Here is a 20,299-nt window from a genome sequence, read left to right on the forward strand (position 1 = left end):
CAATTGACCCTGTGCTCCCGCACCTTGTCATGGGCAGGAGGCGCGGCCGGCCGGTTATCCAAGGAGCAGCACGGCGGTGGCTTTCGCCGAATGCGTCATGCACGGTCTATATGGCGTTTTTGCTATCGGGTGTGGCGGCTTGGCAGCTGCCCGCCGGTGATACCGAACCCCCAATGCCGCTCGTGGCATTGCCACGCGGGCTTCAACGGCCCTGCTCATCGGTATCCCGGGGTTTTTCTGCAGCGAGCAGTCCGTGTAAGCCGATACAGATGAAAGCCAGCGAAAACCAGAAGAACAAATAGTTCAGGAAGAAATGCAGCGACGCCTTCCAGAACGCATTTGAAAAATCATAGCAACTCACTCGAGTGAGACGTGATTCCCTGCCACAGATTTCCCCATTGATTGCAAACTCGATCAAGGTGAGCCCGGTACAGATCAATACGATGAAAAGGACGATATAGAACATCGCTTGAAACGCGACATGGACACCGTCGATCTTGACCGGGGGATGTTTGCCGCGCCATTGCGAATGGATGGCACTGAGCAGCAGGGCGGGCAGACCGATGACGAAAATCAGCGGCAGCATTGCGATCAAGATCAGCACCAGAATGGATTTTCCGGGGCCGGATGCGCAAAAGCCGGCAAGCTTCTCACGCAGATATTTGATTTTCTTCACGTGGGTCTGGATGCTGGTTGATCTGTCGGGAAATTTCTGGCATTCAGCCCGGACCCCGCGACGGCGCGTAGGGGTGCTGTGCATCGCGCTGGTGGCGGTCCTCGGGATCGACCTGGCTTTGCGCTTCCACTTCCGGTGGCCAGGCGGGCACCTTGCTGGTGCGCATTGCGATCCAACGGCCGATGGCGAGTAGCAGGAATACCGGCGAGCATAGCCAGGCGAGCAGCGGCAGCGCATTGAAATGCACCATCAGCCGATGGAATCCACCCCAGAAGGTTTCGCGTCGTCCGGCGATGTCCATGGTGTGTTGCACCTGTTCCAGCAGTTGGGCTGGGCCTTTTTCCATGTAGTGGCGCACGAACTCCCATTGCGACAGCAGATTGGGGTCGTTTGCTTCGCTGAAATAGGGTAGGCCAAAGGTTTCGAGTACGGTGAGGCGGTCTTCCGCCAGGATATGGCCGCGCACTTCCCAGGTATTGCGCATCTGGGCGCGATTGAGCGTGAAGTAGATGTCGTCCCATGGTACGGTCAACACGCTGCCATTCAGGCGGAACACGTGTACCATCCGGGTCTTGCGGTTGAAGCGGATTGGGTAGTGGGTGTAACGGAAGGCTTCGTGACGCATAAGCCAAGTAAGCGCGACGGCGAAGATCGCAGCCAATACGGCGAGAAAGGCTAGCACGATTAGATCTTCTTTATGCTCGGTTTGGCTTTGTGTTCCCCAACGTAAAAAAATAATGGCCAGGAATTGGAGTATCCCACTTCCCATGATTGCCCCAAAGGAAATGGCTACGGTGGTCAGTAGTCCCTTCCACCCAAAGAACTTGTCGCAACACTCCAGGTAGGTGGAATTCATCCGGATCACCGACAGCTGATACCAGGGCCGGGCGGTACTGGGCTGGTCCTGCGGCAGGTGGCGGATGATTTCATCGTCGGTCAACGGGCGGTTGACCGGGTATCTGGAGATCAGGCCGATGTATTCCATTATTCCGAGATCGCTTTGAGGGCGCGCATTTCCGCGTCCAGGGTTTTGAATGTGTCCTTGCCGAAGATGCAGCCCTCCAGCCATTCCTGGATCGGGTTGGGTTTGATGAATTCGATTAGTACGGCGATACATAGTACTAACGCAATCAAGATGAAGCCCACTAGGGTGGCCCAGGCAAAAGGCAGGAGCAAGATAATTGCAGCCCCGAGGCCAAATCCTGCAGAAGCCAAGTAAAGCATGCCCAGCCCTTGCTTTCCTGATTGCATTTCTGATACGCCTTTTTTAACATCCCAATAAGCCATTGTCCCCGCCGCAAGTATCCCTAGCCCCTTCCCAATTCCTTTCATTAGGATGGACATCAAACTTGTCCAGCCTTGCCCAAGGCGCAATGTCGTGGTGGGTATTTTAGCCACCACCGTGCCCAGTGCTTCGGCGATGGTACCGCCAAAGGCCGCCCAGCCGGCAAGGTGCCGCGCGCGGTTTTCGTCCAGATCCCGCCCGGTCTTGACCGATTTTTCCAGATCGCTGGTCAAACTGCCCAGTGCGGCCCATTGCGCCAAGGCGGCCAGCGCGCTGAAGCCCAGCGGCAAGTGGCCCTTGGCCCAGATGGCGGCGCGGTTCAGGCCGTTGCGCCAGCGCCCCGGGTTCAGTGCACGCAGATCAGCCACCCCAAGCGTCTTGGCCATTGCCACCGATTTGGCGCGCGGCTTCAAACCGCTTTGCACTGCCTTGAGTTCGTCCAGGTTCAACATCACCAGGAAGCGTTTCTTGCGCGTGCCTTCCAGCGATACGCCATCCACTTCCAGGCTGCGCAGGTGCCGGTTCAGCGCAGCCTTGAGCCCGTGCGGCGGCAGCGCCTCGCCGCGGGCCTTGATCAGTTCCTCGGCCAGATAGGATTGGAAGTCGCGCATGCTGCCGGTGAATTCCAGCCGCACGATGGCGGACTTGCTGACGACGCCCATGGCCACCAGCCCCTGCGGCAGTGCGCCGGCTTCGGCACAGGCCTTGAGCTTGTTCAGCGCGGTGCTGCCAGCCTGGACGATGAAGCGGCCCAGGATGTCGCTCTCGTTCTCCATGACCCGATCGAGTGCGCCGCCAACGCTGGCGATCATGCCGTCCCAGGGCAGCTTGGCCGGATCGATGTTGACCTGAGCGCCCTTGCTGATGATGCTGGCCAGTTGCTGCTGGTTGAGTACCAGTGCCCGCAGCAGCAGGTTCCGCTGGTCTTCCAGCGAGCCGTCCATCCACTCGTCGTAAAGATCGAAGCAGGCCTGCTTGTCCTGAGTGTCGGCAATGCACAGCGATACCGTGGCGAGATAGACCTTGCCGCTGTCCAGGTTGGTCTCGTCGAAGTTGCATTGGAAGCTCTGCGCCATGCGTTGGCTTTTCATCCATGCGGCATGGGCGACGGCGAGCGGCGCAATGCGAGTGCGATCGAATTCGGCCAGTTGCTCGGTGAACTCGCGTTGAAACTGCTGGCGGGCGGCCTCGCTGTAGCTGTCGCGGTACTTCTGCCATGCCTCCTGCTGATACTCCCGCACCATGGTTGACGAGGGGTTGCGGGTGCGCAGGTAGTACGCCTCATCGAATTGCGCTGGCACATAGGCGGGGTAGGAGAGGCCCCCCTGCGTGGCCCGCTGGCGCGCGTTGAAATCGGCGTCGCGGATCGCCTTGTCCTTGGCCTGTTCGTAAATGGCGGTGCGCAGGTCGCCGATGGTTGCGCTGATGGTCAGCTTGCGGCTACGGGCCGGTTGCTGCATGAAGGCATTGAGCGAACTGGTCATCAGCGCTGCCAGGTCCATGGCCAGGCCAGCCGGATCATTCAGTGCCAGGAACACCCCTTTGCCGCGGTTCAGATTCTCGAAGGCGTGGATCAGCCCAGCGGACTGCCCGCTGCGCGCATTGAACTGTGCCGGGCTGAAGGCGAACGCCTGCTTGCGTGCGCCCTTGGCGTATTCGGCAATGTAGCCGGCGTGCAGGTGGATGCCACAGGCGTGGTTGTGCGCGCCAGAGCCCAGCCACTTGGCGACGTCGAACTCGCGCATGTGGCGCTTGCGGTAGTCGGCGCTCTGATGGCGCTGCCATACCGCCTGGGTCCATTCCACGTCGGAAAAGCCGAACCATACCTTGCCGGCCTCAGTAGGGGTGGAGAGGGTGATGCAGCCGGCGATAATGCCGTTCTTGGCCGGATTGCACGGCACGATCTTCTTGGGGTCGCCCTTGATGGCCGGCGGCGTGGGGCCGGCCTTGGGCATATCGAACGGCATGTAGTAGCCGTCGGGGGTGATGAAATAGCCGTGCCAGCGGTTGCGTTTCTCGTCGTACATGTACAGGTAGCCGCTACGCAACAGGCGCTGGGTGTACTGGGCCGCGCCTTGCAGATCGATCTTGGCGCCACCTTGATCAGTGACGCTGAAACCGCCCTGGACTGCGGGGGCGCCGGCGTCGTGCGGGGCGATGGCATAGCGGGTCAGCAGGATGGGCAGCCCGCGCTTGTCGCACATCTTGCACTTGGTCTGGCATTCGCTCATGGCTCGGTATTCTCGAAAAGCGGGTCAGTGTTGGGCATGGCCGGCAATCGCGGCCCATTGATGTGGTTCGATCAGCGCACAGGCATCGGCATAGGTGGTTGCGCCGGTATTGACGCGCGCCAGTACACGTTGGATCAGGTCATGCAGATGGAATGACGCGCCGTGGCGCAATGCCTGTACGGCAAATTCGGCCAGGTCGGCGGCGTCCTGCAGCCCGTAGCGCTGCTGCGCTGTGCTCAGGGCCGCCTCTACTTGCCTTGCCAGCGGAACGAAGGCCGACAGATCAGCCCATGCCGGGCTAGCCGGCGCCAGCCAGTTGGCCAGCACGGCGTTGATCAATCCCACTTGGTCCAGTTGCACGCGTTGCTGCCGGCTCGCACCCCAGTATTGGCAGGATTCGGCGGCAACGGGCCGTGGGATGCTGACCCATTGATGCTTCAATAAGCAAGTCCACTGCGTCGTTGGGCCGAACAGGTCGGCGAGCTGATCCGGGTTCAGCAGCCAGGTCAGATGCACAAAGACGCGTGGGTCGTAATAGCGCAGCAGTGCCCGGCCTTGTGGCGAACGCAGCAGCAGGTGGTTGCTGAAATGGCGGACGAGCGCGTCGGTATCGCCGCCGGGAATGTGCAGCAGGCAGGCGAGCAGAGCATCGGCCTCGCCCTGCTCCGCAGCCAGCAGGTTGTCGCACAGCAGCACCAACTGCGGCGCGCTCAGCTCGCCCAGCGGCAATAGTGCGGGCATCTTGTCCGCATCCGATTGCAATTGGACAGGCACGAGCGGGCGCAGCGGCAAGGCCTCGTGCCAGGCGGCCGGATTGAGCGCAAAACGATCGACGATGGCGTAGTGGTGTCGGGCCAGCAGTGCTTGGTGCGGCATCATTTCAGTTCCCGACCGGAACGGTCGCCCCGCCCTGAGCCACCGCTACTTGATTCTGCGCTGCGCAAAGCTTGCCCTGCGGCGTGGTGTTCTTGACCGCGATGCTGGTCGGCCCCGCCAGGCTGTAGCTCGCCGCCTTCAGGCTCTGGCTGCCCGGTGCGTGGATCTCGATGTTGCCGCCCTTGAGCCGGATATATGCCCCGCCGCAGGTCAGCAGCAACTCTTCCTGCGCCACCAGTTCCAGCTTTTCCTTGTTGGCATGGATGCGCACATTCTGGTCGCCGACGATCTCCACATCGCCACTCTGCGCCTGCAGCTGCGCATGGCCCTTCGCGGTGATCAATTTGAGATTCACCTTGTCCACCACCCCCTGCACGAACAGGCTGATCCGGCTGCCGACGTTGTGAATCCAACGGCGGGCGGTGCTCTGCTGGGTGTCGCGCTGGCTGAGGGTGTCCAGGTTCTGCCCGCTGTTCAGCACCAGGGCGTGGGCAGTGGTCAGCGCGATGCCGGCCGGGGCGCTGGCGAGCAGGATGGGTTGCTGGCCAGGTTGCTCCTTCGCGGTCTTGCCTTGTTCGTCGGTGTTGGAACCGGCTTCCCAGGCCTTGAGCGCTTCGTTCAGGTGATCCAGGTGGCCGTGCTGGGTCTTGGCTTGCTTTTCGCCTTCAACATCCACCGTGTCCGGGCCGATCTCAGCCGGGTCGGCCAGTTGGTGTTGCGCGGTGTCGCTGAGGGTCTGTGCCAGTTGTTGCGCGGCTTCAAGCTGCGCCTGGGCCTGCGCCCGGTCCAGTTGCTGGCCGGCGGCGCCGGGCTGGGCTTCGGTGCTGAGCAGCAGCCCGTGCGCGGCGCGCAGGGCACCGGCGTGGTCGGTGCGCAGTTCGAAGCCGTCGCCACGGGGTTCAGCCTTGCCATCACGGCGCGGGTGGGCGAGGTAGCCCTGGTTGAGCTGGGTCTTGCCGTGTTCGGACGAGAGCTTGAGGCGCAGCTCGCCCTGGGTGTCGTCGAACAGCAGCTCGTTGTAGCGGGTGGTGCCGAACTCCTGGCTCTTGATGCCGGACAGGGTGTGGTTGGCCGGCAGGCTGCCGGCGCCGGAGAAGGTGGGCGGCAGGTGGCTGCCGTTGTAGAGGGTGCCGACCACCAGCGGCCGGTCGATGTCGCCCTCCACGAAGTCCACCAGCACTTCCTGGCCGATGCGCGGGATGAACTGGTGGCCCCACTGCGCCCCGGCGCTGGGGTAGGCGACGCGGAGCCAGCAGCTGGAACGCTCGTCCTGGTTGGCGCCGAAGTCCGGGTGTTCCGGGCGGCGCTGCCAGTGCAGCTGCACCTTGATCCGGCCGTAGGGGTCGGTATGCACTTCCTGGCCGGCCGGGCCGACCACGGTGGCGGTCTGCACGCCGGGGGCGGTGGGCCTGGCATGCTCGGTGTGGCTGTATAAAGGCGGCAGCGGGATGCCGCGGCGCTGGGCGTCGAAGTCGACCTGGAACGGCGCGGCCTCCCCAGCGGATTCGCCCAACTGGGCCAGCAATCCGCCCGGCAGGTTGTTGCGGGCGCGGAAGGTGAGCCGGGTGGCGACGAACTCGCGCTGCTCGGGCGCGTCGGCGTCGTGGTGTGGGTGGTCGCGCAGCTGGAACCATTCGCCCACCCGCAGGCTGCGCAGTGTGCCGCTGCCGGCAAAGCCCTTTTTGTGCGCATCCAGCGCCTGCTGGCGCAGCCGGGCATAGCGGGCCAGCGCGTCGTCGTCGCTGGCGTAGTACAGCGTCTGCGCGTCGTAGTCCGCCAAGGTGCGCTCGGCCTGCGCGCCACCGTCGCCCTGGTCGATCCCCGTGCCGTCCTGGGCCTGCAGCGTCGCCACCGGCCGGTAGTCGAAGCTGGCCAGCGCCACCTGGGCGGTGCCCAGCTGGCGGGCGCTGGTCCAGCCGGTGAGGCTGTCCTCGGTCTCGGTGGCATCGGCGCGATGGAAGCGCACGCTGCCCTGCTGGGCCTGCGGCAGCGCATAGGGGTCGTCGAACACCACCAGCGTCACCTTGGGCGTGTCACCGGCGGCGTGGTCGAAGCGATAGGCCAGCCCTTCCTCGGCCAGCAGCCGGCTGACGAAGGCGAGATCGGTCTCGCGGTACTGCAGGCAATAGGAGCGCAGCGGGTAGGTCTCGCGCAGTTCGAAGCGCACGGCAAAGCCGGCGGCGAACACCGGGTTGCCGGCCAGGTGTTCATCGAGCACGGCGCGGACGAGGTCGGGGACGGTGCGGTCCTGGAACACCCGGCTGGTACGACGGTGGGCCAGCAGCGCGAGCGGGGGTTCGATGGTCAGCGCATAGCGGGCGAAGCCGCCGTCGGCGGGCAGCGCCTCGGCGCGGGTGATGACGCCACCGCGCACCAGCTCACCGCCGTCGGCGGTCAGGATGCCGAGCTGGGCGGGCAGGCCGAGCAGGGATTTGAGTTCCAGATCGACCGACGGCGACAGGCATTCAACGCGGTAGCGGTAAGGCTGGGACAGCGCCTCGCTGCCCGTGGCGCTGTGCGGCAGCAGCGTCCCGCCCCAATGCGCCCCGTCGCCCAGCTGCAGCGTGACCAGCCGCTGGTCCTGCGTAAAGGCGCTGGCGAACGAGGACAGCAGGGTGGCGAGGTCCATGGGATGCTTGAGAAAGGGTGTCAGGAAGCCGAAATAATACCAGCGGGGTAAGCTTTACTCAAAGGACATAGGAGAGGCGGACAAAATAGCCGATGCACGTTTGGCCACCCCGTATCAGTTGTATCCGCTGCATCCGGGCTGCGCTCGTCACCGCGTCGACACCGGTGGGGCCGGATTACAAATCGGCCGTTTTCGATGTTGCATTGCATCGTCGTCATGCCGCCGCATCTGGACCGGGGCCAGCTTGGCTGACACCCGGGGCTTTACCAGGCGGGCTGCCGATGCACCGGAACCCCGGCATGCAGGATGCGCTGCCACGCGTGGCTGGCCGACCGCATCTTGTGGCTGCCGCCCTGTCCTGCCTGCGTTTCGCGCTGCCAGCCAGAACCGCTGTGCCGGGTTTGGTCGGCCGCTTGACGCCGCAGCCAGGCCGACGGGTCTATTCTTCGGGGTCGCGATGCGCTGCGCCGGGGAGCCGGGCCATGTGGCCGTCGAGCGCCGCGGCCCCCGGACCCATGGGATCGATCAGTTGCGGACCGGGCCCATGCGCGGCCAGCTCATCGTGCGGATTGCGCAGCGGGCAGGCCTGCATCGACAGGCAGCCGCAGCCGATGCACCCCGTCAATGTGTCGCGCAGACGCGTCAACTGAGCGATACGCTCGTCCAGCGCCGCTTGCCAGTGCGCCGACAGCCGCGCCCAGTCCTTCGGGGTCGGCGTGCGCTCCTGTGGCAGCGACTGCAGTGCCGACTGGATCTCCGTGAGGCCGATGCCCAGACGCTGCGCCACCTTGATGATGGCCACGCGCCGCAACATCTCGCGTGCATAGCGGCGCTGGTTGCCGCTGCTGCGTGTGCTGTGGATCAAGCCCTTGGCTTCGTAGAAGCGCAGCGCCGAGACCGCGACGCCGCTGCGGGCGGCCAGTTCGCCCACCGTCAGCCACTGCACCTTTGCGGACGAACTGAATTTGTTCATACGGTGGTTCCGCTTGACCTCAAGTTAACTTCAGCTTTTACCCTGTCGCTGACTGATGCACAACCAGGGAGACCCCACCGTGATGCAACCCTTGAACGTGGCACTGATCTACGGCAGCGCGCGCAGCGGGCGCTTTTGCGACGTGATCGCCAACTGGGTCGGCGCGCATGTCGCCGGTGCGCCGGATCTGGCGCTGCTGCCCATCGATCCGGCCGCTGCCTGGCGCACGGCCGACGAGGCCGCCCTCGTGCAGCTGCGGCAGCAGTTGGCCCGGGCCGATGCCTTCATCGTAGTCACCCCCGAGTACAACCATGGCTATCCGGCGCCGCTCAAATGGCTGATCGACGCGGGCTACGCCGAGTGGCACGCCAAGCCGGTCGGCTTTGTCTGCTACGGCGGGGTATCGGGGGGACTGCGCGCGGTGGAGCAGCTGCGCCAGGTGTTTGCCGAACTGCATGCGGTGACGCTGCGCGACACCGTCAGCTTCGCGCATCCGCAGGATCGGTTCGGTGCCGATGGCGTGCTGCCTGCGCCGGAGGCGCGGCGCGCCGAACGCTCGCTGGCGCGGATGCTGGCGCAGCTGCGCTGGTGGGGCGGCATGCTGCGCGCTGCCCGTGCGGCAGTGCCTTACCAGCAGGTGCTGGCCTGAGCGCCGCCATCCCGCCGGACCACCCGTTTCACTGATGCCATTGACCACGGAGCCTTCATGCCATCGCCCCAGCTTGCTTCCCTGTTCACGCTCCAGGTCGAATTCCAGGTCGATCCATCACGCCAGCACGCGTTGCTGCATGCCCTCGCCGACGAGGTGGCGCGCCAGTGCCAGGGCCAGTCGGGCTTTGTCAGTGCCCGCTTCTACGCCAGCGAGGATGGCGACCGGGTGATCAACCGTACCCAGTGGCTGACCCGCGAATCGTGGGAAGCCACGTTCGGCGCGGCGCAGGCGCAGGCGGCGCTGGACGCGGTGCTGGGCTGCCATGGCGCACGCGCCGTCGGTCTTGACACCTTGCGTGTGGTGCGCGAGGTGGCGCCGGCCTGAGGCAGGCCGGCTGGCAGGGCGTGCGCTATCCGGCCGGTTTGCTGGTCTTGGCCGCGAGCTTGTCCAGCGCGTCGGGGACGAAGCGTTCGGAAAACCCGGCGATGAACGACAGCAGCACGATGCCGGGCAAGGGATTGGCGCCCGGATTGGGGATTTCGCCCGAGATCAGTCCGCTGCGGGAGAGGTAGAGCATCACGATGGCCGAGATCATGCCGACGATCTGCGCGGTAAAGAGGCCCACCCTGCCTGCGCTCAGGCTGCTGATCGATTGGTAGGGCACGAACCTGGGCATGGCGGTCTGGCTGTTCTTTTCCTCATCCATCCTGGCGCGTCGACAGATGCTGATGTAGGCCCCCAGCAGGCCGAAGATGGATGCCACGGCGATCTGGTCCAGGTGAAAGCGGCCCGGATCGAAATGGTCCTTGGCCGCCAGATACAACCAACCGACGGATTCGAGCAGCAGCAGCGTGGTCAGCAGCACGAAAAGGCGCATCGAATTGAGATGCTGGTCCAATGCCACCGCCTTGCGGAACACCCATTGCGATTCCTTTTGAAAGGCGATGGCCTGGGCCAGCAGCGTCTCGGGCGTGCCCTTGCGGATCTCCTCGTCGACCTGGATCAGCAGGGCGTTGTCCTTGGTCAGGTTCTGGTTCTTGAATTTGGCGGCAAGGACCTGCGTCCTGACCTGCAATTCCTCCCGGCCCATCAATTTCAGCGCCAGCATTTCCATCTCGAACAGCGAGCGCCACGAGGCCCGGCACGACAGCAGGGTATCGATGCGTTCCTGGGTCGCCGGATCGAGGTGGCGGGCGCTGTCCCTGGATAGCCGCTGCAGATCGGCCAGCACCTGCTCCAAATAGGAGCGCGCGTAAAGCTGTACCGTTCTTTCCTCGCGGTAGGCGAGGACCTTGCGTTTGCAGCGGATCAGATAGCGGTAAAGGCCGAGCATGGGAACCTCCCCGGTGGTGCGCGCCGCACAGGTCAGGATGGCGTGTCGACGGCTGCGGCGGGCTTGCGCAGGCTGCAGGAGCCGCACCGGGATCCCGCCGCAGGGCAGGGGCCGGAGCGTGTTTGAAGCCGCGGACAGCACCCGGCGCCGCAGTCCTGGCAAGCAGCGCGGCATGTGCTCAGCCGCCACGCATCGGGCTTCCTGCGACCGCCCGGCGCAGCGGCGGTACGGCAATTGTGCGGTGCGGCCAGCCGGGTTCTGTCGGCGGCTCTTATTGATATGACATGGTCCCGGGCGGGGCAACCGGGTTTGCGGTGGCGCCCCCCGGCTGGCGACCGGCGGGCGCACGGCGCGCTGGCGGCCTGCCGCCCCGCCAGCATCCTGGCGGCCCAGCAGGCTACCGTCGCTTCGGATGCGGTGGCGTGGCCCGGCTGGCACGAAGTTGGCTTTGCTGTCCTTTCACTTCACCACGGCAGGACCGCGATGCAACCACGCCTGGGCTATCACGCCTCACACGAGCAGTTCTCGCCCGGCGCGCTGCTGGGCTATCTCAAGGCCGCGCAGCAGGCCGGGTTCGACTGCGGCATGTGCTCGGACCATTTCCACCCCTGGGGTGAGGCGCAGGGGCAGAGCGGCTTTGCCTGGTCCTGGCTGGGTGCCGCACTGCAGGCCACCGATCTGCCGCTGGGGGTGGTCAACGCCCCGGCGTTCCGCTATCACCCGGCATTGATCGCGCAGGCCGCCGCCACACTGGCGCAGATGTATCCCGGGCGTTTCTGGCTGGCGGTGGGCAGTGGCGAGGCGATCAACGAGGCCATCCTGGGGCAGCGCTGGCCGGACAAGGCCGAGCGCAATGCGCGCCTGCTGGAGGCGGTCCAGCTGATCCGTGCGCTGTGGGCAGGCGAGCAGGTGACCCATCACGGCCTGCTGCAGCTGGTGCGGGCACGGCTCTATACGCTGCCGGCGCAGCCACCGGCATTGTTCGCAGCCGCCTTGTCCCCGCAGACCGCACGCTGGGCGGGCGCCTGGGCGGACGGGTTGATCACTGTTTCCGCACACACCGAGACGCTGCGCGCCATTGTCGAGGCGTTCCGCGAGGGCGGCGGCGAGGGCAAGCCGCTCTATCTGCAGGTGAAGCTTTCCTACGCGGCGACCGATGAGGCGGCGCTGGCCGGGGCGCATGTGCAGTGGCGCACCAATGTGTTCGCCGCCGAGCTGGCCGAGGATGTGGCGAGCCCGGCGGCGTTCGATGCGATGGCGCGTTATGTGACGCCAGCGGATGTGGCCCGCCACGTACGGGTGTCCAGCGATCCGGCCCGGCATGCGCACTGGCTGCAGCAGGATCTCGCGCTGGGGTTCGATGCGCTGCTGCTGCACAACGTCAACGGCGAACAGGCGCGCTTCATCGAGACCTTCGGCGCCAAGGTGCTGCCGCAGCTGCGTCAGGCCGGGGCGAACAGCCCGCCCACGCGGAACCAGTGATAGCCGTACGGCGCCAGCGACAGCGTCAGCCGGCCATCGGTGTCCGCATGCCGGATGGTGCGTGTGAACAGCTCGTAGCACGGCTGACCGCATAACGCTGGGTGCCGCAGTGTGAACTGCCTGGGCATGCGCGCAAGGTTGTGCACGCAGACGATGCGGCCTTGGCCAAGGTGGATGGTCTCGGCGAGCACTGCCGGATCGTCGCTGTCCAGCCAGGCGTGCCCGCCCTGGCCCAGCTCCGGGCAGGCGCGGCGGATCGCGATCAGCTGCTGCATCCAATTCAACTGCGAATTGGGCGTCTGCCACTGCTGCACCACGTTGACCTTGGCAAAGGCAAAGGCGCCATCACGCACCACGTCGCGATACAGCGCCTGCGGCGCGGCACTCGAGAAGCCGCCATTGGCGTCGTCCGACCATTGCATCGGCGTGCGCACCGGGTAGCGGCCCGGCAGTGCCAGGTTCTCGCCCATGCCGATCTCGTCGCCATAGAACAACAGCGGCGAGCCGCAGCGGCTGAACAGCAGGCTGAACGCCAGCCGGATGCGGTCGGGATCGCCATCCAGCATCGGTGCGAGGCGCCGGCGCAGCCCGCGGCCATACGCCTGCATGTCCGGCGTGGGGCCGAAGGCCTGGAACACCGCTTGCCGCTCATCCTCGTCCAGCCATTGCAGGCTCAGCTCGTCGTGGTGGCGCAGGAAGTTGAGCCATTGCGTGGCGGGCGGCAGGGGCGGCAGCCGTGCCTGCAGGTCGTGCAGCGGCGCCGCCTGTTCGCGGGCCAGTGCCAGGAACAGCCGCTCCGCGCCCAGGAAATTGAACAGCTGGTTCATCTCGTCGCCACGGCCGAAGAACCCGCCCAACTGCGCCGGGGCCACATTGGCTTCGCCCAGCAGCGCCGCCCCCAGTCCATAGCGCGCTGCATGCCGGCGCAGCTCGCGCAGCACCTCGTGCGGATCGTCGAAATGCTGCGCCGGTCCCTTGGGCCAGATCAGAAAGGGCGCCGCGTCGACCCGGAAGCCCGAGACCCCCAGCGACAGCCAGAAACCCATGATGCGGCGCACTTCCTCACGCACCGCCGGGTTGCCGTGGTTGAGCGCGGGTTCGAAGTCGTAGAACCGATGGAAATAGTGCTGCTGCGCCACCGCATCGTAAGTCCATACGCTGTCGGCGTGATCCGGAAACACCACCTGATCGCGTTGCGGGTCCTGCGGGTCGGTGGCCCAGACGTAGTAGTCGCGGTACGGCGAATCGCGCGAGCGGCGCGCCGCCTGGAACCAGGGATGCTGATCGGAGGTGTGGTTGACCACCAGGTCCATCAGCACCCGCATCCCGCGTGCGCGGGCTTCATCCAGCATCTCGGTGAAGTCACCGAAGCTGCCCAGGCGCGGATCGATGCCGTAGTAGTCGGTCACATCGTAGCCGTCGTCGCGATCGCCCGTGGGGTGGAACGGCATCAGCCACAGGCAGTTGATGCCCAGCTGGCGCAGATAGTCGAGCCGGGCGGTGAGCCCGCGCAGGTCGCCCACGCCGTCGCCATTGGCGTCGTGGAATGTGGCCACGTCCAGTTGATACGCCACGGCGTTGTCGTACCAGATATCGTTGGCTTCCATCACGATCCCAAAGGCTGCAGACCCGACACGACGAGCAGGGTTTGTGCCCGGTGCAGTGCGCATCCCGGTGAGCGCAGCCGATGCAGGCCCTGCACAAACTACACATCCGGCCTTGCCGGTGCGCAGGTTTTACAAATCCGCGTCGCGGCGCGCCCCGCCGGACCGGTGCTGCGGCTTGGCGCGTTTTTCGCTTGGGCGAGCGCATGTCAGCCGATGCCCTGCCCACCTCCTCCCGGTCGTCCGACGATGCCGCTGCGCTGCTGGCGCAGCATGCCCGGCCGCTGCCGCCACCCGACGACGCTGCATTCGGTGCCGCCTTCGATGCGTTCGGCGACGCCCGGGTGGTGCTGCTCGGCGAAGCCACCCATGGCAGCGACGAGTTCTACACCGCGCGTGCGGCGATCACCCGGCGGCTGATCGAAGTGCATGGCTTCAACTGCGTGGCATTGGAGGCCGATTGGCCGGATGCTGCGCAATTGGATGCGGTGGTGCGGCTGCGGCCTTCGTCGTCGCTGGCGCAGGGCGCATTCACCCGCTTCCCCGTCTGGATGTGGCGCAACCAGCCCATGCGCCATTTCCTGGATTGGCTGCGCGGACACAACCAGGGGCGGCCGCTGGCGGAGCGGGTGGCGATACGCGGGCTCGATCTCTACAGCCTGGGCAACTCGGTGCGCGCGGTGCTCGACTACCTGGACCAGGTCGACCCCGAAGCGGCCAGCCAGGCACGCTGGCGCTACGGCTGTCTGACGCCGTGGCATATCGAGCCGCAGCGCTATGGCCTCGCGGTGCGCACCGGTGACGTGGCCTCGTGCGAGGACAAGGCGATCGAGCAGTTGCAGCAGTTGCTGGAAAGACGGCTGAGCTATCTGGGACAGGAGGACGAGGAGGAAGGCTTTTTCGATGCGGCGCAGAATGCGCGCGTCGTGCGCGCCGCCGAGCACTACTACCGGGTGATGTATCGCAGCAACACCGAGTCGTGGAATCTGCGCGACCGCCATATGTTCGATACCTTGCATCGCCTGTTGACGCGCCAGGGGGGCGCCGCGCGGGTGGTGGTGTGGGCGCACAACTCGCATATCGGCAATGCCGCTGCCACCGAGATGGGCTGGCGCGGGCAATTCAACCTGGGCGAGTTGTGCCGCACGGCGTTCGGCAGCGAGGCCGTGCTGATCGGCCTGGGCACTGCCCGGGGCACGGTGCTTGCCGCAAACGACTGGGACGGCGCGGCGCAGGTGAAGGCGGTGCTGCCACCGCATCCGGACAGCCATGAAGCATTGTTCGAGCGCGCCGCGCCGGCCTGCTCGCTGACCTGCTGGCGCGACCGGACGGGCAGTGAGCTGCGGCAGCTGTTGGCCACCCCGCGCCTGCAGCGCGCCATCGGGGTGATCTATCGGCCGGCGACCGAGCGGCTGAGCCACTATTTCGAAGCCGTGCTGGCCGAGCAGTTCGACGCCTATCTGTGGTTCGCGCAGACGCGGGCGCTGACGCCGCTGCCGGCGCCCACGGCGCACGGCGTGCCGGATACCTTTCCGTTCGGGATATGACCATGTTTGCCGACCGCCACGCCGCAGGGAGTGAACTGGCGCAGGCGCTGCTGCACCTGCGCGGACGCGATCCGCTGGTATTGGCGCTGCCGCGCGGCGGCGTGCCGGTGGCGGCGCCGGTGGCGCGGCAGCTTGGCGCACCGCTGGATGTGGTACTGGTACGCAAGATCGGTGCCCCCTGGTCGGCCGAGGTCGGCATCGGCGCACTGGTCGAAGGCGAGCCGGACGAGGTGGTCTGGCTAGACCGGGGCACCCCCCCGTTGAACGCGGATTACCTGGAAGCGGCAGTCGAGTGCCAGCGCACAGTGCTGGCACAGCGGCGCCAGCGCTATCGTGGCGGACGGCCGTTGCCGTCGCTGACCGGACGCACCGTCATCGTGGTCGACGATGGTATCGCCACCGGCAGCACAGTACGGGCCGCGTTGCAGGCGCTGCGTGGCAAGGATGTGGCATACCTGGTACTGGCCGTGCCGGTGGCGCCGCGCGACGTGGTCGAAGCCCTGCGCGCGCAGGTGGATGAGTTGGTCTGCCTGCGCACCCCGCAGCCCTTCCATGCGGTCGGCCTGCACTACCGGGATTTCGCACAGCTTGAGGATGCCGCGGTGCTGGATGAACTGGCGGCGTGGCAGGGGGGCGGGTGATGGCTGAATGTGGCTCGCGCCGCCGGCTGTTCCTGTTCAGCGACCACAGCGGCAGCGCCGGTGAGGCATTGGACGCCTGGGCGCTGCGCGAAGCCGGCGTGCCGCAGCCACGCGTGGCCTGGATCGCCTCGGGCGGTCTCACCGACAAGACCCGTGGCTTCTTTGCCGAGCGTTGCGCCCACTATGCCCGGCATGGGGTGGCCGATGTGACGCTGCTGGTGTTGCAGGGCGGGCGCACCTGCACGCCTGACCTGCTGCTGGGTTACGACGTGGTGCACCTGGCCGGCGGCAACTGCTATGTGTTCCTGCGCCGTCTGCATGCCAGCGGCGTGTTCGAGGCGCTGCAGCAGTACATCGCCCGCGGCGGGGTGGTGGTGGGCGACAGCGCTGGCGCCATCCTGCTCACCCCGAGCATCGCGATTGCCGGTTTCTTTCCGCCGCGGCGCGGCAAGCGGTCGGGCGATCTGACCGCACTCGCCGCCGTACCCTTCGAGTTCCATCCCCACTGGGGCAGCGGCGGTGCCGCCCTGCCGGCGTTGCGCGAGTACGCCACCGCCACCGGGCATACGCTCTATGCCGCGCCCGACGGCAGCGGCCTGGCGGTGCTCGACGGGGCAGTGCATGCGGTGGGCAAGGTGGTGCAGATCGCCGCGGACGGATCGTGCCGGGCGGCTCCCACGGCTAGCTGTTGAACAGCGCCTCGACCTGGTGCAGGTCGTAGGGCTTGACCACGAAGCTGACATTGGTGCCGAAGCGGCGTTGCACCTCGTTGCTGAACACATAGCCGGACGCGATGACGATGCGCATCTGCGGAAAATGCCGCTGGACCTGCTCGGCCAGTTCGATCCCCGACATCCCCGGCAGGCTCACATCGGTCAGCAGCGCGTCGAAGTGCGTCCCATTGAGCACGCGGATCGCCGCCTCGGCGCTGGTGACGGCATGGGGCTCATGTCCGCTCTCGTGGATGATCTCGGTCAGCGAGCTGAGCAGGATCTCGTTGTCCTCGACCAGCAGGATGCGCAGGCTGCGCGCTGCCGCGGCGGGCGGCCCGGTGTTCCTGCCGCGCTGGTCGAGCAACTGGCGCACCTTGCGCGCCAACTGCTCGCGCCGGTAGGGCTTGCTCAGCAGATGCAACCCCGGATCGAGCCGGCCGCCATGCACGATGGCGTTCTCGGTGTAGCCCGAGGTGAACAGCACCTCCAGCCCCGGATGCAAGGTCTTGGCATGCGTCGCTAGCTGCGGGCTGCGCAGTTGGCCCGGCATCACCACATCGGTGAACAGCAGGTCGATCGGCACGCCGCTTTGCAGCACCGCCAGCGCGCTGTCGCCGTTCTCCGCCTTCAGCACGCGATAGCCCAGGTCGGTCAGCATGTCGACGGCGGCGCGGCGTACCTCGGCATCGTCCTCGACCACCAGCACCGTCTCGCTGCCGCCGCGCACCACGACCGGGGGTGGTGCCTCGGGCTCGATCTCCTCGCCCAGGCTGCGCGGCAGGTAGATGCGGACCGTGGTGCCTTCGCCCAGCTCGCTGTAGATCTTGATATGCCCGCCGCTTTGCTTGACGAAGCCATACACCATGCTCAGCCCCAGCCCGGTGCCCTGGCCTTCGGGCTTGGTCGAGAAGAACGGTTCGAACGCCTTTTCCGCCACTTCCTCGCTCATGCCGCTGCCGGTATCGCTGATCGCGATCATCACATACTGGCCGGGCTTGACCTCGGCGTGCTGCGCCGCATAGGTCTCGTCGAGCATCGCATTGCCCACCTCGATGGTGAGCTTGCCTTCGCCCTGCATGGCATCGCGCGCGTTGATCGCCAGATTGAGCACCACGTTTTCCAGCTGATTGGGATCAAGCGCGCAGTGCCACAGTCCGGCGCCGACCACGAGCTCCACCGCGATCGCCTCGCCCAGCGCACGGTGCAGCAGCGCGTCCATCCGGCTCAGGAGCTTGCCCACGTTGCACACCACCGGCTCCAACGGCTGGCGGCGGGCGAACGACAGCAATTGCGACGCCAGCTTGGCACCGCGCTCCACCCCGGCCAGCGCGCCTTGCAGCCGCTGGCGCCCCTGCGCGCTGCCGATCGCCTCGCCGCGCAGCAACTGCAGGTTGCTGGCGATGATCTGCAGCACGTTGTTGAAATCGTGTGCCACGCCACCGGTGAGCTTGCCGATGGCCTCCAGCTTCTGCGTCTGCAGCAAGGCCCGCTCGGCCTGGCGCCGCTCCTTTTCGCTGTCGGCCAGCTCCCGGGTGCGTAGCTCGACCAGTTGCTCCAGGTGGTTGCGGTAGGCTGCCAGCTCGTCGCGCGCATGTTTCTGGGCCGTCACGTCGTGCCCCTGCACGAAGATGCCGCTGACGCGGCCATCGCGCCCACGGATCGGCTGGTAGATCAGGTCGACGAACACCTCGTCGGGCGTGCCGCCGTCGCGCTGCACCAGCACCCGCATTTCCCGGCCGATGAATGCCTCGCCGCTGGCGTAGACCTGATCCAGAAGTTCGAAGTAGCCCTGGCCGGCCATGTCCGGCAGCGCCTGGCGCACGTTGCAGCCGATCAGTTCGCGTCGGCCGACGAGGACGTAATAGGCCTCGTTGGCCAGTTCGAATACATGCTCGGGGCCGCGCAGCACGCACATGAAACCCGGCGCCTGCTCGAACAGGCGGCGCAGGTGCAGCCGTTCGGCATCCATGCGCTGCTTTTCCTCCTGCGCCAGCCGTGCCCGCTCCAACACCTCCTGCTCGTCGCCCAGCACCGCCACGTCCTGCCGCGCGGCATTGAGCGCGCGTCGCAGTGCCTGGATCTCGGTCACGTCCTGCGTGTGCTGCAGCACAAAGCACACTTTGCCGGCCTGGTCGGCCACCGGGTAATGGCTGGCGCTCCAGTACGCATCCTCGAACACCCGGCGGCCCGAGGCATCCAGCCGGGCGATGGCATAACGGATCAGCGGCAGCGTATCGGGCAGGCCGGTATCGAACACCCGCTGGAATGAATTGCGCAGGATCTCGATATGGTCGCTGTCCGTGCTGCCCGGGTCGGCCGGAAACATCTCGAACAGATTGCGACCCAGCAGCTCCTGGCGGCTGCGTTGCGTGACCGCACAGTAGCCGGCGCTGACGTCGACAAAGTTGAAATCGGCATCAAGCAGGCACTTGCAGGTGGCCGATTCCCTGAACAGTTTCTGGTAATCCGGTGCCGTCGATGGGAGGGACATGGGGCACTTCGCAATGGTGTGCTGGAGGGACCGGGGTTCCGCTTTCTGCCGCAGGCTGCTGACAGGGCGGCATCCGGCGTTGCCTGCAACGCGGCTGCCAGTTCACCGCAGAACCCGGCGCCGCAAAATACATTGTGCGGCAACGGGATTGAACGGGGACGTGAGAAGTTGCGCGGCCTTGTCTTTAAGTGTTTGCTGATAAATATGGCGTATTTGTTGAAAACCAAAAACATAAATAAAAATAAACTTTGCCGTGATACAGTTGCCCGCCCGTCTTGGCAGGCCAGACGGAATCACCGGGATACATGGACAATCGGTATCCCAGGCGGTGTGCAATTCTCTTTTTAAAGGAGCTTGTTGATGTTGGGAAAGAAATGGATCGTGACCATGGTCTGCGGCATTTTTGCGCTGCCTGCCCATGCTGCGTTGATTACCGTCGAAGGTGCCGACCTGTGGTTCCGTTATGATTCGTCCAGTCTGATGAGCAACTGGAAGGTGGATGTGATCGGCAACACACTGACTTTGAAGGCAATCGAAGACAAACCGCTGGCACAGCTCACCATCGGCGGGCTTGCCGAAAGGCGCACCGCCTCCGTCTCGGTCAAGCCATTCGATGTCGAAGTACTCACCAAGACAGGACGCAGGGTCAATGATTTTCAGCTGACCCATTCCGCCACAGCAATCGGCCAGGTGGGTGACGAATTCGTGATGGAAGCGACAGCTGTTACACAGGTTGCAATTCGATCCGGCAATGCCGCGCATTTGGGAAGCGAGAAATTGCAATCCAGCAAATATTCGCCTGCCTATGCCCCGGGAATGGGCGACGATTCGATCCACCATCTGCCGGCGGCCTGGCAGAACAGCCGCGTGGCCGATCAGGCACTGCAAGGATTGCGCGCAAACAACGGCCTGGCATCGTTCGAATCGTTTTCGATGAAAGTGAACGCGAACCTGCGTGAAGGCTATTACCGCTCCGACCTCTTCACCGGCACGGTTTTCGAGGAAACGGCGTTGATGACGACCCGCCTGGACAGCTACACGGTTTCTTTCAATACCATTCCCTATGACACCCCGGTCTCCCCGGTGCCCGAACCCGAGACCTATGCGCTGCTGGGAATGGGCCTGGTCGGCCTGCTGGCCGCACGCCGCAGGAAAACCCATTGATT

16 protein-coding genes are annotated in these 20,299 nt (G+C 65.5%); 7 read left to right on the forward strand and 9 right to left on the reverse strand.

Annotated elements, in window-relative coordinates; translation table 11 throughout:
- Nucleotides 1–202: 202 nt before the first annotated feature.
- From N8I74_RS04480 to soxR, 6 genes are all read right to left on the reverse strand, one after another.
- Nucleotides 203–676: a hypothetical protein gene (locus N8I74_RS04480; protein ID WP_263125738.1), complete on the reverse strand. Its 474-nt coding sequence runs from the start codon at nt 674–676 to the stop codon at nt 203–205.
- 43 nt (nt 677–719) lie between these two features.
- Entirely contained in the window at nt 720–1,661 is a 942-nt protein-coding gene (locus tag N8I74_RS04485) for a DUF6708 domain-containing protein (protein ID WP_263125739.1), read from the reverse strand.
- A complete protein-coding gene (locus N8I74_RS04490) occupies nt 1,661–4,192 on the reverse strand; it encodes a T6SS effector BTH_I2691 family protein (RefSeq protein WP_263125740.1) in 2,532 nt (843 codons plus the stop codon). Before N8I74_RS04490 ends, N8I74_RS04485 begins: the two co-directional genes overlap by 1 nt.
- Nucleotides 4,193–4,216: 24 nt before the next feature.
- Nucleotides 4,217–5,071, reverse strand: a complete 855-nt coding sequence (locus N8I74_RS04495; RefSeq protein ID WP_263125741.1) for a DUF4123 domain-containing protein — start codon at nt 5,069–5,071, stop codon at nt 4,217–4,219.
- 1 nt (nt 5,072) lies between these two features.
- Entirely contained in the window at nt 5,073–7,697 is a 2,625-nt protein-coding gene (locus N8I74_RS04500; RefSeq protein ID WP_263125742.1) for a type VI secretion system Vgr family protein, read from the reverse strand.
- A 439-nt stretch (nt 7,698–8,136) separates the two neighbouring features.
- Nucleotides 8,137–8,670, reverse strand: a complete 534-nt coding sequence (soxR, locus tag N8I74_RS04505; RefSeq protein WP_308445874.1) for a redox-sensitive transcriptional activator SoxR — start codon at nt 8,668–8,670, stop codon at nt 8,137–8,139.
- An 82-nt stretch (nt 8,671–8,752) separates the two neighbouring features.
- Here soxR and N8I74_RS04510 point away from each other — a divergent pair, with 82 nt between their 5' ends.
- Complete coding sequence (locus tag N8I74_RS04510) at nt 8,753–9,319, forward strand: NADPH-dependent FMN reductase (protein WP_263126715.1); 567 nt, start codon at nt 8,753–8,755, stop codon at nt 9,317–9,319.
- Nucleotides 9,320–9,376: 57 nt separating this feature from the next.
- Nucleotides 9,377–9,706, forward strand: a complete 330-nt coding sequence (locus tag N8I74_RS04515) for an antibiotic biosynthesis monooxygenase (RefSeq protein WP_263125743.1) — start codon at nt 9,377–9,379, stop codon at nt 9,704–9,706.
- A 25-nt stretch (nt 9,707–9,731) separates the two neighbouring features.
- Here N8I74_RS04515 and N8I74_RS04520 read toward each other — a convergent pair whose 3' ends face one another.
- Nucleotides 9,732–10,655 (reverse strand): hypothetical protein, encoded by a 924-nt coding sequence (locus N8I74_RS04520; protein ID WP_263125744.1) that lies wholly within the window; start codon nt 10,653–10,655, stop codon nt 9,732–9,734.
- A gap of 483 nt (nt 10,656–11,138) precedes the next feature.
- Between N8I74_RS04520 and N8I74_RS04525 the strand changes: the two genes are divergently transcribed.
- Entirely contained in the window at nt 11,139–12,137 is a 999-nt protein-coding gene (locus N8I74_RS04525; protein WP_263125745.1) for a TIGR03885 family FMN-dependent LLM class oxidoreductase, read from the forward strand.
- On the opposite strand, the gene N8I74_RS04530 is transcribed toward N8I74_RS04525, so the two are convergent.
- Entirely contained in the window at nt 12,098–13,744 is a 1,647-nt protein-coding gene (locus tag N8I74_RS04530; RefSeq protein WP_263125746.1) for an alpha-amylase family protein, read from the reverse strand. The genes N8I74_RS04525 and N8I74_RS04530 overlap by 40 nt on opposite strands.
- Nucleotides 13,745–13,947: 203 nt before the next feature.
- Between N8I74_RS04530 and N8I74_RS04535 the strand changes: the two genes are divergently transcribed.
- From N8I74_RS04535 to N8I74_RS04545, 3 genes are read left to right on the forward strand one after another with little or no spacing between them, the layout of a single operon-like run.
- Entirely contained in the window at nt 13,948–15,288 is a 1,341-nt protein-coding gene (locus tag N8I74_RS04535) for an erythromycin esterase family protein (RefSeq protein ID WP_263125747.1), read from the forward strand.
- Between the two features lie 2 nt (nt 15,289–15,290).
- A complete protein-coding gene (locus N8I74_RS04540; RefSeq protein ID WP_263125748.1) occupies nt 15,291–15,929 on the forward strand; it encodes a phosphoribosyltransferase in 639 nt (212 codons plus the stop codon).
- On the forward strand, nt 15,929–16,621 hold the full coding sequence (locus tag N8I74_RS04545; RefSeq protein WP_263125749.1) for a Type 1 glutamine amidotransferase-like domain-containing protein: 693 nt from the start codon (nt 15,929–15,931) through the stop codon (nt 16,619–16,621). Before N8I74_RS04540 ends, N8I74_RS04545 begins: the two co-directional genes overlap by 1 nt.
- On the opposite strand, the gene N8I74_RS04550 is transcribed toward N8I74_RS04545, so the two are convergent.
- Nucleotides 16,611–19,133, reverse strand: a complete 2,523-nt coding sequence (locus N8I74_RS04550) for a response regulator (RefSeq protein WP_263125750.1) — start codon at nt 19,131–19,133, stop codon at nt 16,611–16,613. The two genes, N8I74_RS04545 and N8I74_RS04550, sit on opposite strands and share 11 nt — an antisense overlap.
- Before the next feature lie 360 nt (nt 19,134–19,493).
- On the opposite strand from N8I74_RS04550, the gene N8I74_RS04555 reads away from it, so the two are divergent.
- Complete coding sequence (locus N8I74_RS04555; protein WP_263125751.1) at nt 19,494–20,297, forward strand: PEP-CTERM sorting domain-containing protein; 804 nt, start codon at nt 19,494–19,496, stop codon at nt 20,295–20,297.
- Nucleotides 20,298–20,299: the final 2 nt, after the last annotated feature.

It is taken from the genome of Chitiniphilus purpureus (assembly GCF_025642115.1).
Classification (GTDB): domain Bacteria; phylum Pseudomonadota; class Gammaproteobacteria; order Burkholderiales; family Chitinibacteraceae; genus Chitiniphilus; species Chitiniphilus purpureus.

Coding starts and splice junctions, on each gene's coding strand:
- N8I74_RS04545 (WP_263125749.1), top strand. CDS start 15,929: ATGGCTGAATGTGGCTCGCGCCGCCGGCTGTTCCTGTTCAGCGACCAC.
- N8I74_RS04550 (WP_263125750.1), bottom strand. CDS start 19,133: ATGTCCCTCCCATCGACGGCACCGGATTACCAGAAACTGTTCAGGGAA.
- N8I74_RS04495 (WP_263125741.1), bottom strand. CDS start 5,071: ATGATGCCGCACCAAGCACTGCTGGCCCGACACCACTACGCCATCGTC.
- N8I74_RS04485 (WP_263125739.1), bottom strand. CDS start 1,661: ATGGAATACATCGGCCTGATCTCCAGATACCCGGTCAACCGCCCGTTG.
- N8I74_RS04535 (WP_263125747.1), top strand. CDS start 13,948: ATGTCAGCCGATGCCCTGCCCACCTCCTCCCGGTCGTCCGACGATGCC.
- N8I74_RS04540 (WP_263125748.1), top strand. CDS start 15,291: ATGTTTGCCGACCGCCACGCCGCAGGGAGTGAACTGGCGCAGGCGCTG.
- N8I74_RS04510 (WP_263126715.1), top strand. CDS start 8,753: ATGCAACCCTTGAACGTGGCACTGATCTACGGCAGCGCGCGCAGCGGG.
- N8I74_RS04555 (WP_263125751.1), top strand. CDS start 19,494: ATGTTGGGAAAGAAATGGATCGTGACCATGGTCTGCGGCATTTTTGCG.
- N8I74_RS04500 (WP_263125742.1), bottom strand. CDS start 7,697: ATGGACCTCGCCACCCTGCTGTCCTCGTTCGCCAGCGCCTTTACGCAG.
- N8I74_RS04530 (WP_263125746.1), bottom strand. CDS start 13,744: ATGGAAGCCAACGATATCTGGTACGACAACGCCGTGGCGTATCAACTG.
- N8I74_RS04520 (WP_263125744.1), bottom strand. CDS start 10,655: ATGCTCGGCCTTTACCGCTATCTGATCCGCTGCAAACGCAAGGTCCTC.
- N8I74_RS04490 (WP_263125740.1), bottom strand. CDS start 4,192: ATGAGCGAATGCCAGACCAAGTGCAAGATGTGCGACAAGCGCGGGCTG.
- N8I74_RS04515 (WP_263125743.1), top strand. CDS start 9,377: ATGCCATCGCCCCAGCTTGCTTCCCTGTTCACGCTCCAGGTCGAATTC.
- soxR (WP_308445874.1), bottom strand. CDS start 8,670: ATGAACAAATTCAGTTCGTCCGCAAAGGTGCAGTGGCTGACGGTGGGC.
- N8I74_RS04525 (WP_263125745.1), top strand. CDS start 11,139: ATGCAACCACGCCTGGGCTATCACGCCTCACACGAGCAGTTCTCGCCC.